Here is a 16,267-nt window from a genome sequence, read left to right on the forward strand (position 1 = left end):
CACTTACAGAAAAGCCCTACGATCTCAGTCGCCATTCAGACGTTCAGCGACACCGATGCAAATGCTCATGATCAGCTTCAGTTCTTTTTGCACGGTGCTGAGGGAAACGTTCAGCACATCAGCGATTTCCTGATAACTGTTCCCGTGCAAACGGCTGAGGATGAAAATCTGCTGCTGGCGTGGGCTGAGTTGACTGAGGCTCACGTTCAGGCGCTCCAGCATCTGTTCGGCGTGGGCGGCGTCTTCGGCGCTGCTGGCGGGGGCGGCGATGCTGTACACGACATCCTGCGGCACATCATCGACCATGGTCCGCGAATGGATCTTGCGCGCGCGCAAATGATCCAGCGCCAGATTGCGCGCGGTCTGGAAAACAAAAGGTTCGAGGTGATCGATGGCCCGCTCGCTCAACGCCCGCGTCACGCGCAGGTAGGTCTCCTGCAGCAGGTCTTCAGCGGTGCTGTGATTGTTGACCATCCGTTCCAGCGTTCGCAGCAAGGATGTGCGCTGGGTGAGGAAGACGTGGTTGAAGCGCGATTGACTCACGGGAGGACCTGATCGATTTCAAGCGAATGATAATGCTTATCATCTAGTCGAATGGTCAAGCCCTGATTTTGAATAGAACGAAAAACCTTGTGGGAGCGAGCCTGCTCGCGAAAGCGGTTTGTCAGCCAACATAAATGTTGAATGACGCATCGTATTCGCGAGCAGGCTCGCTCCCACAGGGATAGGGGATTACTTGAGATTATTCGGCGTTACACAACGCCAGGCAGTTATCCAGCATGCGGTTCGAGAAGCCCCACTCGTTGTCGTACCAGGCCAGCACTTTCAGCAGTTTGCCGCTGGACTTGGTGTGGTTGGCGTCGAAGATCGACGACAGCGGGTTATGGTTGAAGTCGCTGGACACCAGCGGCAACGTGTTGAAACCGAGAATCTTCGAGTGCTGGCTCGCGGATTTCATCAGCGCGTTGACTTCCTCGGCGCTGGCTTCTTTTTTCAGCTGCACGGTCAGGTCCACCAGCGACACATTGATCACCGGCACGCGCACGGCCATGCCGGTCAGTTTGCCCGCCAGTTCCGGCAGCACCAGGCCCACCGCTTCAGCGGCGCCGGTCTTGCTCGGAATCATGTTCTGCGTGGCCGAACGCGCGCGGTACGGGTCGGTGTGATAGACGTCGGTGAGGTTCTGATCGTTGGTGTAGGCATGAATCGTGGTCATCAAACCGCTTTCAATGCCCAGCTCACGGTGCAGCACCTGCGCTACTGGCGCCAGGCAGTTGGTGGTGCACGAAGCGTTGGAGATGATCTGGTGCGACTGGCGCAGAATGTCGTGGTTCACACCATAAACCACAGTGGCGTCGGCACCTTTGGCCGGGGCAGAAATGATCACTTTGCGCGCGCCGGCAGTAATATGCGCGGCCGCTTTGGCGCGATCGGTAAAGAGACCGGTGCATTCGAACACCACATCAATCTTTTCCGCCGCCCATGGCAGCTCGGCCGGGTTGCGAATCGCGCTGACCGCAATGCGGTCGCCGTTGACGGTCAGACTTTCATTGTCATGCTCGACCTGAGCGTCGAACGTGCCGTGAACGGTGTCGTATTTGAGCAGATGGGCATTGATCGAGCTGTCGCCCAGATCGTTGATGGCGACGATCTGCAGATCCTGTCGATAGCCTTGGGTATACAGTGCGCGCAGGACATTACGGCCGATGCGGCCAAAACCATTGATTGCGATTCGAAGAGTCATGGAACAGCGCCGCCGTCGTTTTGTTGTTGGAATTACAAGATTATTCGCATAAAAATAGAAAACAAGCCTTTTTAGTGGCAATATTTTGTTTTATCTACAACGAGTGACCTGAATCAACTGGTCCGAATGGTCAAAAAAGCCGTCTGTCATTCCAACAACAACGGCGTTTGATCAGCATAGACAATCAGGTCGCCACATCCGTTAGCCTGGAGTTCTACACATGCATCCCCGCGTCCTTGAGGTCACCGAACGGCTTATCGCCCGCAGCCGCGCCACGCGTCAGGCTTACCTTGCACTGATTCGCGGCGCCGCCACCGACGGGCCGATGCGCGGCAAGCTGCAATGCGCCAACTTCGCCCACGGCGTGGCCGGGTGCGGCAGCGAAGACAAGCACAGCCTGCGGATGATGAACTCGGCGAACATCGCCATTGTTTCTTCTTACAACGACATGCTCTCGGCGCATCAGCCGTACGAAGTATTCCCGGAACAGATCAAGAACGCCCTGCGCGAAATCGGCTCGGTCGGCCAGTTCGCCGGCGGCACTCCGGCGATGTGCGACGGTGTGACCCAAGGCGAGCCGGGTATGGAACTGAGCCTGCCGAGCCGCGAAGTGATCGCCATGTCCACCGCTGTGGCGCTGTCACACAACATGTTCGACGGCGCGCTGATGCTCGGCATCTGCGACAAGATCGTCCCGGGCCTGATGATGGGTTCCCTGCGCTTCGGTCATCTGCCGACGATTTTCGTCCCGGGTGGGCCGATGGTCTCGGGGATTTCCAACAAGGAAAAAGCCGACGTGCGCCAGAAGTACGCCGAAGGCAAAGCCACCCGTGAAGAGCTGCTGGAATCGGAGATGAAGTCCTACCACAGCCCGGGCACCTGCACCTTCTACGGCACCGCCAACACCAACCAGTTGCTGATGGAAGTCATGGGCCTGCACTTGCCGGGCGCTTCTTTCGTCAACCCGAACACGCCGCTGCGTGATGCGCTGACCCGCGAAGCCGCGCATCAAGTCACGCGCCTGACCAAACAGAACGGCAACTTCATGCCGATCGGCGAAATCGTCGACGAGAAATCGCTGGTCAACTCGATCGTCGCGCTGCACGCCACCGGCGGCTCGACCAACCACACCTTGCACATGCCAGCCATCGCCATGGCCGCGGGTATTCAACTGACCTGGCAAGACATGGCCGACCTCTCCGAAGTCGTGCCGACCCTGAGCCACGTCTACCCGAACGGCAAAGCCGACATCAACCACTTCCAGGCAGCGGGCGGTATGTCGTTCCTGATCCGCGAACTACTTGGCGCCGGTCTGCTGCACGAAGACGTCAACACCGTGCTCGGTCATGGCTTGAGCAAATACACCAAAGAACCGTTCCTTGATAACGGCGAACTGGTCTGGCGTGAAGGTCCGGTCGACAGCCTCGACGAAAACATCCTGCGCCCGGTCGCCCGTGCGTTCTCGGCGGAGGGTGGTTTGCGCGTGATGGAAGGCAACCTCGGTCGCGGTGTGATGAAGGTGTCCGCCGTCGCCCTGGAAAACCAGATCGTCGAAGCACCAGCGATGGTGTTCCAGGATCAACAGGATCTGGCCGACGCGTTCAAGGCCGGCCTGCTGGAAAAAGATTTCGTCGCGGTGATGCGCTTCCAGGGCCCGCGCTCCAATGGCATGCCCGAGCTGCACAAAATGACGCCGTTCCTCGGCGTGCTGCAGGATCGCGGCTTCAAAGTCGCCCTGGTGACGGACGGGCGGATGTCCGGCGCCTCGGGGAAAATCCCCGCAGCGATTCACGTCAGCCCCGAAGCTTATGTCGGTGGTGCTTTGGCGCGCGTGCAAGAGGGCGATATCATCCGCGTCGATGGCGTCAAAGGCACCTTGGAACTCAAGGTCGACGCCGCCGAATTTGCAGCGCGCGAACCCGCCAAAGGCCTGTTGGGCAATAACATTGGCAGCGGGCGCGAACTGTTTGGCTTTATGCGCATGGCCTTCAGCTCGGCGGAGCAGGGCGCCAGCGCCTTCACTTCTGCCCTGGAGACGCTTAATTGAAACTGGCTTTGGTCGGTGACATCGGAGGCACCAACGCGCGGTTTGCGTTGTGGAAAAACCAGCAACTGCAATCGGTTCAGGTGCTGGCCACGGCCGACCACGCCAGCCCGGAAGAGGCGATCAGCCTCTACCTGAGCGGACTCGGTCTGGCGCCGGGTTCGATCGGTTCGGTGTGCCTGTCAGTGGCCGGCCCGGTCAGTGGTGATGAGTTCAAGTTCACCAACAACCACTGGCGCCTGAGTCGCAGCGCGTTCTGCAAAATCTTGCAGGTCGAGCAGTTGTTGCTGGTCAACGACTTCTCGGCGATGGCGCTGGGCATGACCCGTTTGCAGCCGGGCGAATTTCGTGTGGTCTGCGAGGGCACGCCGGAGCCGTTGCGTCCGGCGGTGGTGATCGGTCCGGGCACTGGCCTTGGTGTCGGTACCTTGCTTGATTTGGGTGAAGGCCGTTTCGCGGCGTTGCCGGGCGAGGGCGGTCACGTTGATCTGCCGCTGAGCAGTCCGCGTGAAACCCAACTATGGCAGCACATCTATAACGAGATCGGCCATGTCAGCGCGGAAACCGCGTTGAGCGGTGGTGGTCTGCCGCGAGTCTATCGCGCGATTTGCGCAGTGGACGGGCATGAACCGAAGCTCGATACGCCGGAAGCGATCACGGCGGCCGGTCTGGCGGGTGATCCGATTGCCCTGGAAGTGCTCGAGCAGTTCTGCTGCTGGCTCGGCCGTGTCGCCGGCAACAACGTGCTGACCACGGGCGGGCGTGGCGGGGTGTATATCGTCGGTGGCGTGATTCCACGCTTCGCCGATTTCTTCCTCGAAAGCGGTTTCGCCCGCAGCTTCGCTGACAAAGGGTGCATGAGCGATTACTTCAAAGGCATTCCGGTGTGGCTGGTGACAGCGCCGTATTCTGGCCTGGTTGGCGCAGGCGTAGCCCTGGATCAATCAATCCCAACCTGAAATGCAATCAAACTGTAGGAGTGAGCCTGCTCGCGATAACGGTGTGTCAGTCAACGAATGTGTTGAATCCAAGACCGCTATCGCGAGCAGGCTCACTCCTACAGTTGTTTTGTGGTGTTTGTAAAATCAGTGCTTAAGGCATAATCCGCCCCAATTCCAACAACAAGGATGCCTTCGAAGTGAGCTCAGTCAACAAGTCGATATTGTTGGTCGATGACGACCAGGAAATACGCGAGTTGCTGGAAACCTACCTGACCCGCGCCGGGTTTCAGGTACGGGCCACCGCCGACGGTGCCAGTTTCCGTCAGGCCCTCAACGAGGCGCCGAGCGATCTGGTGATCCTCGATGTCATGCTGCCCGACGAAGACGGCTTCAGCCTGTGCCGTTGGGTACGTCAGCATCCGCGTCAGGCGCAGGTGCCGATCATCATGCTCACCGCCAGTTCCGACGAAGCCGACCGCGTGATCGGCCTGGAACTCGGCGCTGACGACTACCTCGGCAAACCCTTCAGCCCGCGCGAACTGCAAGCGCGCATCAAGGCTTTGCTGCGGCGTGCGCAATTCGGTCAGGAGCGCAGCGGCAGTGACGTGCTGGCCTTCGACGAGTGGCGGCTGGACATGGTCAGTCATCGACTGTTTCACACCGACGGCGAGGAAGTGATTCTCTCCGGTGCCGACTTCGCTCTGCTGAAGTTGTTTCTCGATCATCCGCAGGAAATCCTCGACCGCGACACCATCGGCAACGCCACCCGGGGCCGCGATCTTATGCCACTCGATCGCATCGTCGACATGGCCGTCAGCCGTTTGCGCCAACGCCTGCGCGACACCGAGAAACCGCCACGACTGATCCGCACCGTACGCGGCAGCGGCTACCAACTGGCAGCCAACGTGGTTGCCAGCAATGGTCACTGATTCGCTGCGTAAACTCGCCGCCAAGGTGCCGGTGCCGCGTTCGCTGCTCGGGCGGATGCTGCTGCTGACCTTGCTCGCGGTGCTGTTCGCGCAAACATTGTCGAGCGTGATCTGGGTCTCGCAATTGCGCGCCACACAGCTCGAAGGCCTGGTCACCAGCGCCCGCAGCCTTGCGCATTCGATGACCGCCAGCGTCAGTTATTTCCGCTCGTTGCCGGTGGCTTATCGGCCGTTGGTGCTCGACCAATTGCGCAGCATGGGCGGTACCCGATTCGTCGTGACGCTCAACGACAAACCGCTGGGCATGGACGTGCTGCCGGTCACGCCGCGTAAAGCGGCGGTGATGAAAGCGGTCGATGAAGTGCTGCGGCAGACCTTGGGCCATGACACCGATATCTCGGTGACCTTCGTCAGTCCCGAAGATCTGCGGATTTTCAATGCCGGGCTGAAACTCGATGAGCTGCCGCGCTCGTGGGCGCATTACGCGCTGACTCTGGAACCGGTGAACCCACCCGTTTTGGTCACGCAGATTCAAATGGCCCCGGGCGAATGGCTGTACATCGCCTCGCTGTTGCCCGAGCCGTACACCAGTCTTGAAGAACAAGGCCTGCCCTCGCAGCAGGTGTGGTTCATCGTCCTCACCAGCGGATTCTTGCTGTTGTTCATCGGCCTGCTGGTGCACTGGCAGAGTCGGCCGCTCAAGCGTCTGGCGCGGGCAGCGCGGGATCTGTCGCTGGGCGCCGACGTCGAGCCAGTGGCCGAGGGCGGCGGCAGCGAAGTGGTCGAAGTGGGCCGCGCGTTCAACACCATGCGCGAGCGCATCAGCCGCTACCTGACCGAGCGTAGCCAGTTGTTCAGCGCGATTTCCCATGACTTGCGCACGCCGATTACTCGTTTGCGTTTGCGCGTCGAATTGCTTGAAGACGAAAAGCTGCAAGCCAAGTTCGGCCGTGATCTGGATGAGCTGGAGTTGTTGGTCAAAGGTGCGCTGCAATGCGTGAAGGATACCGATATTCACGAGAACATCGAACCGGTGGACCTCAACCATGTGCTTGATTGTCTGGTCGAACCGTACCTGGCGCCGAACGGCAACGGTCGTGTGACTCAGCATGGTCGTGCGTTGGCGGCGTATCCGGGCAAACCTTTGGCTTTGAAGCGTTGCATTGGCAACCTGATCGACAACGCCTTGAAGTATGGGCAGAACGCGCATCTGCACATCGATGACGATGACAGCGCGTTTGTCTTGCACGTTGATGATGAAGGGCCGGGGGTGCCGGAGCAGCGTTTGGAGCAGGTGTTTGAGCCGCACTTCAGATTGGCGGGGCAGCAGCAGGGCTATGGCTTGGGGTTGGGCATTGCGCGCAATATTGCCCACAGCCACGGTGGGGAAGTGACGTTGCAGAATCTGCGTGAGGGTGGGTTGCGGGTGACCCTGCAATTGCCGCGTTCCGCGGATTGAGTCAAAAGCTTTCCCTCACCCTAACCCTCCCGAAACGTCGGACCGCCCGTAGGGAGAGGGGACTGACCGAGTTGTCTTGCGTCATACATCGACCTGAAACACCGTGTCGATTATGGATTCGCTGGAAAACTTTCAGGTCGGCGTAACTCTTCAATACCCCGCGGTCGGCCCCCTCTCCCGGAGGGAGAGGGGACTGACCGAGTTGTCTTGCGTCATACATCGACCTGAAACACCGTGTCGATTATGGATTCGCTGAAAAACTTTCAGGTCGGCGTAACTCTTCAATACCCCGCGGTCGGCCCCCTCTCCCGGAGGGAGAGGGGACTGACCGAGTTGTCTTGCGTCATACATCGACTTGAAACACCGTGTCGATTATGGATTCGCTGAAAAACTTTCAGGTCGGCGTAACTCTTCAATACCCCGCGGTCGGCCCCCTCTCCCGGAGGGAGAGGGGACTGACCGAGTTGTCTTGCGTCATACATCGACCTGAAACACCGTGTCGATTATGGATTCGCTGAAAGACTTTCAGGTCGGCGTAACTCTTCAATACCCCGCGGTCGGCCCCCTCTCCCTCCGGGAGAGGGCTGGGGTGAGGGTGGCTCTTTTGTCACGGATCAGTGACAAACCCCGCCCCCTTCGTTACAAGCCCACCCCGACCCGTTGTTTAGACTGCCCGCAGTCATAACAACAAAAAAGGCCACCCATGGATCTCTTCCAACCCGGCTTCAGCAGTTGGCTGAACGCCCCTGCCCACCAGCAATGGCTCGCCGCCGAAGGCTTGCGTCTGCTGGATTTCGCCAAGGCAGCAAAACTCCCACAAGGCTTCGGCAACCTCGACGAACGCGGCCGTCTGCCAGCGAACGCGCAAGCCGAAACCATGAACACCGCGCGCATGACCCACAGCTTCGCCATGGCCCATATTCAGGGCCTGCCGGGTTTCGCCGAACTGGTCGATCACGGCATCGCCGCCCTGCGTGGGCCGTTGCGTGATGCCAAGCACGGCGGCTGGTTTGCCGTCGCCGAACACCGCGACGACAACACCGGCAAGAACGCTTACCTGCATGCGTTTGTCGCACTGGCCGCGAGTTCTGCGGTGGTCGCGCAACGCCCCGGTGCGCAGGCGTTGCTGGATGACGCCATCGATATCATCGACACGTATTTCTGGAGCGAGGAAGAGGGCGCGATGCGCGAATTCTTCAATCGCGACTGGAGCGAAGAAGAAGCCTATCGCGGCGCCAACAGCAACATGCACGCGACCGAAGCGTTCCTCGCTCTTGCTGATGTCACCGAAGATCCGCGCTGGCTGGTGCGTGCGCAACGCATCGTCGAGCGGGTGATCCACGGTCATGCTGCCGGTAACGGTTACATGGTCATCGAGCATTTCGACCGCGACTGGCAACCGCTGCGTGAATACAACCACGACAATCCCGCCGATGGTTTCCGCCCTTACGGCACCACGCCTGGCCACGGTTTCGAGTGGGCGCGGCTGTTGCTGCACCTCGAAGCGGCCCGCGTGCAGGCCGGCATGCTCACCCCCGGCTGGCTGGCGACCGACGCGCAGAAACTCTTCGAGAACAACTGCCGTAACGGCTGGAACGTCGATGGTTTGCCGGGCATCGTCTATACCCTCGACTGGGGCAACAAAGCGGTAGTTCGCCACCGCCTGCACTGGACCCACGCCGAAGCCAGCGCCGCCGCCAGCGCCTTACTCAAACGCAGCGGCGATGCGCAATACGAAACCTGGTACCGGCTGTTCTGGGAATTCTGCGAGATGAATTTCATCGACCGTTGCGACGGCAGTTGGCACCACGAACTCAACCCGCAAAACATCCCGAGCGCTGATATCTGGCCAGGCAAACCCGATCTGTATCACGCCTGGCAAGCCGTGCTGATTCCGCGTCTACCCTTGTCACCCAGTATGGCGACTGCGCTGGCACAGTTATCCCAGAGCAGTCCTGTGTAACCATGTGGTGACATTCGCGCGTCCCTTCGTTACCTGCGAAGGGAAACGTCCTGTTTAAACTCCTGTGCAGCGCAAGCACCAGACTTGCAATGCATAACAACAAGAAAGGTACATCTCAGATGAATGCGATTTCTCGCCTCGCTACTGTCATTTCTGTCGCCTCCCTGTTCCCGCTCGCAATTCTGCCTCTCAGTGTTTCCGCTGCCGAATCCAAAGGTTCGGTCGAAGTCGTGCACTGGTGGACGTCCGGTGGCGAAAAAGCTGCCGTTGATGTGCTCAAGGCGCAAGTCGAAAAAGACGGTTTCACCTGGAAAGACGGCGCTGTCGCCGGCGGTGGCGGTGCGACTGCCATGACCGTGCTGAAAAGCCGTGCCGTTGCCGGCAACCCGCCTGGCGTAGCCCAGATCAAAGGTCCGGACATCCAGGAATGGGCGTCGACCGGCCTGCTCGACACCGACGTGCTGAAAGACGTCGCCAAGTCGGAAAAGTGGGACAGCCTGCTCGACAAGAAAGTCTCCGATACCGTGAAGTACGACGGTGATTACGTGGCCGTGCCGGTGAACATTCACCGCGTGAACTGGCTGTGGATCAACCCGGAAGTGTTCAAGAAAGCCGGGATCACCAAGAACCCGACCACCCTCGAAGAATTCTATGCCGCTGGCGACAAGCTGAAAGCTGCGGGCTTCATTCCGCTGGCTCACGGCGGTCAGCCTTGGCAGGACAGCACCGTGTTCGAAGCCGTGGTGCTCTCGGTCATGGGGGTCGATGGTTACAAGAAAGCCCTGGTTGATCTGGACAACGCCGCGCTGACCGGCCCGGAAATGGTCAAGGCGCTGACCGAGCTGAAGAAAGTCGCGACCTACATGGACGCCGACGGCAAAGGTCAGGACTGGAACCTCGAAGCGGCCAAGGTCATCAACGGCAAGGCCGGCATGCAGATCATGGGTGACTGGGCCAAGTCGGAATGGACCGCCGCCAAGAAAGTCGCTGGCAAGGACTACGAGTGCGTCGCCTTCCCGGGCACCGACAAGGCGTTCACCTACAACATCGACTCGCTGGCCGTGTTCAAGCAGAAGGACGCAGGCACTGCGGCCGGTCAGCAGGACATCGCCAAAGTCGTGCTGGGTGAAAACTTCCAGAAAGTCTTCAGCATCAACAAAGGCTCGATCCCTGTGCGCAACGACATGTTGAACAACATGGACAAGCTCGGCTTCGACTCTTGCGCACAAACCGCTGCCAAGGACTTCCTGGCAGACGCCAAGTCCGGCGGCCTGCAACCGAGCATGGCGCACAACATGGCGACCACGCTGGCGGTGCAAGGCGCGTTCTTTGATGTCGTGACCAACTACATCAACGACCCGAAAGCCGACCCGGCCGACACCGCCAAGAAACTTGGCGCAGCGATCAAGTCGTCCAAATAAGCGTCGGTAGCACAGGCTTCTCCTGTGGGAGCGAGCCTGCTCGCGAAGGCGTTGTGTCAGTTGCTCCATCCGTCGACTGACACACCGCATTCGCGAGCAGGCTCGCTCCCACAAGGGATCTCACTGTAGTTTTTATTCCCTGTACTGGATTTCCCCATGAGTTCTGTTGCTGTGTTCAGCAAGGCCTCGCCGTTCGATGCATTGCAACGCTGGCTACCCAAACTGGTGCTGGCGCCGAGCATGTTCATCGTGCTGGTGGGCTTCTATGGCTACATCCTGTGGACGTTCGTGCTGTCGTTCACCACCTCGACCTTCCTGCCCAACTACAAGTGGGCCGGTCTGGCGCAATACGCGCGGTTGTTCGACAACGATCGCTGGTGGGTCGCGAGCAAAAACCTCGCGGTGTTCGGCGGCATGTTCATCGGCATCACCTTGGTGATTGGCGTGTTGCTGGCGGTGTTCCTCGATCAGCGCATCCGTCGCGAAGGCTTTATCCGCACCATTTACCTGTACCCGATGGCGCTCTCGATGATCGTCACCGGTACCGCGTGGAAATGGCTGCTCAACCCGGGCATGGGCCTGGACAAATTGTTGCGTGACTGGGGCTGGGAAGGCTTCCGTCTCGACTGGCTGATCGACCCGGATCGCGTGGTTTACTGCCTGGTGATCGCCGCTGTGTGGCAAGCCTCGGGCTTCATCATGGCGATGTTCCTTGCCGGCCTGCGTGGCGTTGATCAATCGATCATTCGTGCCGCGCAGATCGATGGCGCGAGCATGCCGACGATCTATTGGAAAGTGGTGCTGCCAAGCCTGCGTCCGGTGTTCTTCAGTGCGGTGATGATCCTCGCCCACATTGCGATCAAGAGCTTCGACCTGGTCGCGGCGATGACCGCCGGCGGTCCGGGTTATTCCTCCGACCTGCCAGCGATGTTCATGTATTCCTTCACCTTCAGTCGCGGCCAGATGGGCATGGGTTCGGCCAGTGCGATTCTGATGCTCGGTGCGATCCTCGCGATCATCGTGCCTTACCTGTATTCCGAGCTGAGGACCAAGCGCAATGACTAGTCTCGCTGCCAAACCTGCTATCAGCCTGAGTCGCATCGCGATCTACGCGGTGCTGATCATCGCCGTATTGCTTTATCTGGTGCCGCTGGTGGTCATGTTGCTGACCAGCTTCAAGACCCCGGAAGACATCAGCACCGGCAACCTGCTGAGCTGGCCGACCGTGGTCAGCGGCATCGGCTGGGTCAAGGCCTGGGCCACGGTTGACGGTTACTTCTGGAACTCAATCAAGATCACCGTTCCAGCCGTGATCATCTCCACCGCCATCGGCGCGTTGAACGGCTATGTGCTGTCGTTCTGGCGCTTCCGCGGTTCGCAGTTGTTCTTCGGTCTGCTGTTGTTCGGCTGCTTCCTGCCGTTCCAGACCGTGCTGCTGCCGGCCTCGTTCACCCTCGGCAAAATGGGCCTGGCGAGCACCACCACCGGTCTGGTGTTTATCCACGTGGTTTACGGTCTGGCGTTCACCACGCTGTTTTTCCGTAACTACTACGTGAGCATTCCGGATGCGCTGGTGAAAGCCGCACGTCTGGATGGCGCAGGGTTCTTCACCATTTTTCGGCGGATCATTCTGCCGATGTCGACGCCGATCATCATGGTCTGCCTGATCTGGCAGTTCACCCAGATCTGGAACGACTTCCTGTTCGGTGTGGTGTTCTCCAGCGGTGATTCGCAGCCGATTACGGTAGCGCTGAACAACCTGGTCAACACCAGCACCGGCGCCAAGGAATACAACGTTGATATGGCAGCGGCGATGATCGCCGGCCTGCCGACCCTGCTGGTCTATGTGGTCGCAGGCAAGTATTTCGTGCGCGGGCTGACGGCCGGCGCGGTCAAGGGGTAATCATGGCAACGCTCGAACTTCGCAACGTCAACAAGACCTACGGTGCCGGCCTGCCGGACACCCTGAAGAACATCGAACTGTCGATCAAGGAAGGCGAATTCCTGATCCTCGTCGGCCCGTCGGGCTGCGGCAAGTCGACCCTGATGAACTGCATCGCCGGCCTGGAAACCATCACCGGCGGCGCGATCATGATCGGTGATCAGGACGTCAGCGGCATGAGCCCGAAGGATCGCGACATCGCCATGGTGTTCCAGTCCTACGCGCTGTACCCGACCATGAGCGTGCGCGAGAACATCGAATTCGGCCTGAAGATTCGCAAGATGCCTCAGACCGCGATCGACGAAGAAGTCGCGCGCGTGGCCAAGCTGTTGCAGATCGAACACTTGCTCAATCGCAAGCCGGGTCAGCTTTCCGGTGGTCAGCAACAGCGTGTGGCGATGGGTCGTGCACTGGCGCGTCGGCCGAAGATTTATCTGTTCGACGAACCACTGTCCAACCTCGACGCCAAGCTGCGCGTCGAGATGCGCACCGAAATGAAACTGATGCACCAGCGCCTGAAAACCACCACGGTCTACGTGACCCACGACCAGATCGAAGCGATGACCCTGGGCGACAAGGTTGCGGTGATGAAGGACGGCATCATCCAGCAGTTCGGCACGCCAAAAGAGATCTACAACGACCCGGCCAACCTGTTCGTGGCGAGCTTCATCGGTTCGCCGCCGATGAACTTCATCCCGCTGCGTCTGCAACGCAAGGACGGTCGTCTGCTGGCGCTGCTCGACAGCGGCCAGGCGCGTTGTGAATTGCCGATGAGCATGCAGGACGCCGGTCTCGAAGATCGCGAAGTGATCCTCGGTCTGCGCCCGGAGCAAATCGTGTTGGCGAACGGCGAGGGCAATGGCCTGCCGAGCATTCGTGCCGAAGTGCAGGTCACCGAGCCGACCGGTCCGGACACCCTGGTGTTCGTCAATTTGAATGACACCAAGGTCTGCTGCCGTCTGGCGCCGGACGTCGCACCGCAGGTGGGCGAGAGCCTGACGCTGCAATTCGATCCGTCGAAAGTGCTGTTGTTCGATGCCAAGACTGGCGAGCGCCTCGGCACTGCCGGCCAACCACAGACCGATGCGCGGTCTGCGAACGTGGCGCAATTCAAAGGCCGCTAAATAACAAATGTGGGAGCGAGCCTGCTCGCGAAAGCGGTCTGACATCCAGCATTGATGTCGCCTGATACACCGCATTCGCGAGCAGGCTCGCTCCCACAAAGGAGCACGCGGTGGATGGCCTGTAATCCATCGCAATTTATGTAAACCGCGTTAGATAAAAACAGTTAATAACAATAAAGACGAGGATGTAGGGATGAAAAAGAAACACGTCAATGCCCGGTTGATCTGCCAGGTTTCGGCTGCGGCGGCCTTGGTGCTGGCCGGTAACGCCATGGCGGCGGATGCCTTCAGTTCCGATTCGAAATGGATGACCGGCGACTGGGGTGGCGAGCGTACCAAGCTGATCGAGCAGGGTATCGACATCAAGGCCGACTACGTTGGGGAAGTCGGTGGCAACCTGAACGGTGGCTACAACGACGACAAGACCGCGCGTTACGCTGACCAGTTCGGTCTGGGCGTGGCACTCGATCTGCAAAAGCTGTGGGGCTGGGATAACACTCAGGCGAAGATCCAGCTGACCAACCGTAACGGCTACAACATCTCCAACGACCGCGTTGGCGATCCGCGTGCCGGCACCCTCAGCTCCTCGCAAGAAGTTTACGGCCGTGGCCACATGGTGCGTCTGACCCAGTTGTGGATTCAGCACCAGTTCTTCGACAACAAACTCGACGTCAAGGCCGGTTACTTCGGTGAAGGCGAAGACTTCAACACCTTCCCGTGCGACTTCCAGAACCTCGCGTTCTGCGGTTCGCAAGTGGGTAACTGGGCAACCAACATCTGGTACAACTGGCCCGTCAGCCAGGCCGCGATCCGTGTGAAGTACAACATCAACGACGAGCTCTACGCGCAGATCGGTGCGTACAACCAGAACCCGTCGCAGCTGGAACACGGCAACGGCTTCAAGCTCAGCGGCAGCGGCACCAAAGGTACTGTGTTGCCGGTTGAATTGGTCTGGTCGCCGAAGGTCAACAGCCTGCCGGGCGAATACCGCGTCGGTTACTACAAGAGCACGGCGGATGCCGACGACGTTCGCGAAGACGTCAACGGTTTCGACGCGGCTACCACTGGCGACGCGTACAAAACCCACAGCAGCAAAAGCGGCTACTGGTTTGTGGCGCAACAGCAACTCACCAGCCACAACGGTGATGCGACTCGCGGTCTGAACATCGCGGCCAACGCCACGTTCCACGACAAGGACACCAACTTCATCGACAACTATCAGTCGGTGATGTTTGTCTACAAAGGCCCGTTCGACGCGCGTCCGAAGGATGACGTCGGTATCGGTGCGGCGCGTATCCACGTCAACGATGACGTGAAGAAAAACGCCGAGCTGCTGAACGTTTCCAACGGTGTTTCGGATTACGACAATCCGGTGTTCTCGCCGATTCGTGAAACCGAATACAACTACGAGATCAACTACGGCTTCCACGTCACCAACTGGCTGACCGTACGTCCGAACCTGCAGTACATCACTCACCCGGGTGGTGTGGATGAAGTTGATAACGCTTTGGTCGCTGGCCTGAAAATTCAGTCTACGTTCTGACGCGTCTGCGATAAGCTCCTCTCTATGTGCGCATATTTGCGGACAGCCAAGGCTGTCCGCTTTTTTTTGAGGGGCAGTAATCCCCGTGACAGTTGAATTCGGAACCGTGGCCAATGCATGAGCATCCGCTACAACGCTTCTTCAAATCCCTGCGTGAACAACCGGTGTTCGCCTGGGAGCGATATCAGATGCGCGATGTGTTGGTGATCGATCACCCGCTGTGTCAGGCGGTGTTCAGTCGTCAGGGCGCGCAGTTGCTGCACTTTCAGCCGCGCGGGCAAAAACCGTGGTTGTGGTGTGCGGCGAAGTGGCCGCATGTCGGCGCTATTCGCGGTGGTGTGCCGGTGTGCTGGCCGTGGTATGGCCGTCATCCGAGCGAAAACGCCTGGCCATCGCATGGTTGGGCGCGCTTGCTCGACTGGAAGTTGCTAGACAGCAGCAGCGGCGAAGATGGCGTACGCCTGCACTGGCAATTGCAGCTGTGCGACTGGCAGGTTGACCTGCACGCACATCTGGGTGAACGCATGGAACTGCGCCTGAGCACCGAGCATCAGGACGACATGCCGTGCCAGTTGAGCCAGGCTTTGCACGCTTACTGGCGTATTGGCGATGTCGGTGAGATAGCGCTGTCTGGGCTCGAAGGGGCGCAGGGTTATGACCAGTTGAATCGCCAGGTTTGCCAGCAGGAAGGCGAGTTGCGGGTGGATGGCGGCTGTCAGCGAGTGTTCCAGCATGACGGCGAATTGCAGCTGAAAGATCACGCCTGGCAGCGCGAATTGTGCATCGATACCGGCGACAGCGCGGACACGGTGGTCTGGCATCCGGGCGCGCGGCCGTTGTTGGGCGTGACGTGGGATGAGATTTCGGAGTTTGTCTGTGTGGAAGCGGCGGCGGGTGGGACGGACAGCCTGCATCTGGCGCCGGGGGAGAAGGCGCATTTGAGTTTGCAGGCGTGGGCGGCGGCTTGAGTGTGTCAGTCATATCGTAGCCCCTCACCCTAGCCCTCTCCCGGAGGGAGAGGGGACTCACCGAGTTGGATTGGCTATGTCCACCGACTTGCGACTACAACGGTGATCTTGGCTTGGCCAAACCAGAGGTCGGTTTGAACGTTCAGGTCGATGTAACTCCTGAGAGCACCTCGGTCGGCCCCCTCTCCC

Annotated in this window: 13 protein-coding genes; 11 read left to right on the forward strand and 2 right to left on the reverse strand. The window is 59.4% G+C overall.

All coding sequences use genetic code 11. The features are described 5' to 3' along the window. Positions 1-24: 24 nt before the first annotated feature. Both ACOYXJ_RS16300 and gap read right to left on the reverse strand, forming a co-directional pair. A complete protein-coding gene (locus ACOYXJ_RS16300; protein WP_460370451.1) occupies positions 25-543 on the reverse strand; it encodes an RNA polymerase sigma factor in 519 nt (172 codons plus the stop codon). Between the two features lie 199 nt (positions 544-742). Next, complete coding sequence (gap, locus tag ACOYXJ_RS16305) at positions 743-1,744, reverse strand: type I glyceraldehyde-3-phosphate dehydrogenase (RefSeq protein WP_007917884.1); 1,002 nt, start codon at positions 1,742-1,744, stop codon at positions 743-745. A 220-nt stretch (positions 1,745-1,964) separates the two neighbouring features. Here gap and edd point away from each other — a divergent pair, with 220 nt between their 5' ends. The 11 genes from edd to ACOYXJ_RS16360 all read left to right on the forward strand — a co-directional run bounded on the left by edd (position 1,965) and on the right by ACOYXJ_RS16360 (position 16,078). Continuing rightward, complete coding sequence (edd, locus tag ACOYXJ_RS16310) at positions 1,965-3,791, forward strand: phosphogluconate dehydratase (protein ID WP_095112266.1); 1,827 nt, start codon at positions 1,965-1,967, stop codon at positions 3,789-3,791. Next, on the forward strand, positions 3,788-4,747 hold the full coding sequence (locus ACOYXJ_RS16315; RefSeq protein WP_460370453.1) for a glucokinase: 960 nt from the start codon (positions 3,788-3,790) through the stop codon (positions 4,745-4,747). Before edd ends, ACOYXJ_RS16315 begins: the two co-directional genes overlap by 4 nt. A 179-nt stretch (positions 4,748-4,926) precedes the next feature. Next, positions 4,927-5,658, forward strand: coding sequence for a response regulator (locus ACOYXJ_RS16320; RefSeq protein WP_102900192.1), 732 nt, complete (start codon positions 4,927-4,929; stop codon positions 5,656-5,658). Then, positions 5,648-7,117 (forward strand): ATP-binding protein, encoded by a 1,470-nt coding sequence (locus ACOYXJ_RS16325; protein WP_095121285.1) that lies wholly within the window; start codon positions 5,648-5,650, stop codon positions 7,115-7,117. The genes ACOYXJ_RS16320 and ACOYXJ_RS16325 overlap by 11 nt, the downstream gene beginning before the upstream one ends. 703 nt (positions 7,118-7,820) lie before the next feature. After that, positions 7,821-9,080 (forward strand): D-mannose isomerase, encoded by a 1,260-nt coding sequence (locus ACOYXJ_RS16330; RefSeq protein WP_460370456.1) that lies wholly within the window; start codon positions 7,821-7,823, stop codon positions 9,078-9,080. 119 nt (positions 9,081-9,199) lie between these two features. Further along, complete coding sequence (locus ACOYXJ_RS16335; protein ID WP_016983700.1) at positions 9,200-10,501, forward strand: ABC transporter substrate-binding protein; 1,302 nt, start codon at positions 9,200-9,202, stop codon at positions 10,499-10,501. 156 nt (positions 10,502-10,657) lie between these two features. Beyond that, positions 10,658-11,566, forward strand: a complete 909-nt coding sequence (locus ACOYXJ_RS16340) for a carbohydrate ABC transporter permease (RefSeq protein ID WP_007917874.1) — start codon at positions 10,658-10,660, stop codon at positions 11,564-11,566. Continuing rightward, positions 11,559-12,404, forward strand: a complete 846-nt coding sequence (locus tag ACOYXJ_RS16345) for a carbohydrate ABC transporter permease (RefSeq protein ID WP_093430462.1) — start codon at positions 11,559-11,561, stop codon at positions 12,402-12,404. The genes ACOYXJ_RS16340 and ACOYXJ_RS16345 overlap by 8 nt, the downstream gene beginning before the upstream one ends. A gap of 2 nt (positions 12,405-12,406) precedes the next feature. Beyond that, positions 12,407-13,567 carry an ABC transporter ATP-binding protein gene (locus tag ACOYXJ_RS16350; protein WP_460370458.1) on the forward strand — a complete coding sequence of 387 codons (1,161 nt, stop codon included), beginning with the start codon at positions 12,407-12,409 and terminating at the stop codon, positions 13,565-13,567. Between the two features lie 193 nt (positions 13,568-13,760). Then, complete coding sequence (locus ACOYXJ_RS16355; protein WP_150795753.1) at positions 13,761-15,110, forward strand: carbohydrate porin; 1,350 nt, start codon at positions 13,761-13,763, stop codon at positions 15,108-15,110. 113 nt (positions 15,111-15,223) lie between these two features. Next, the gene (locus ACOYXJ_RS16360) at positions 15,224-16,078 is read left to right on the forward strand and encodes a D-hexose-6-phosphate mutarotase (RefSeq protein ID WP_460370460.1); all 855 of its coding nucleotides are present in this window, start codon (positions 15,224-15,226) and stop codon (positions 16,076-16,078) included. Positions 16,079-16,267: the final 189 nt, after the last annotated feature.

The sequence above is a fragment of the Pseudomonas sp. Tul2A7 genome, from assembly GCF_054790505.1.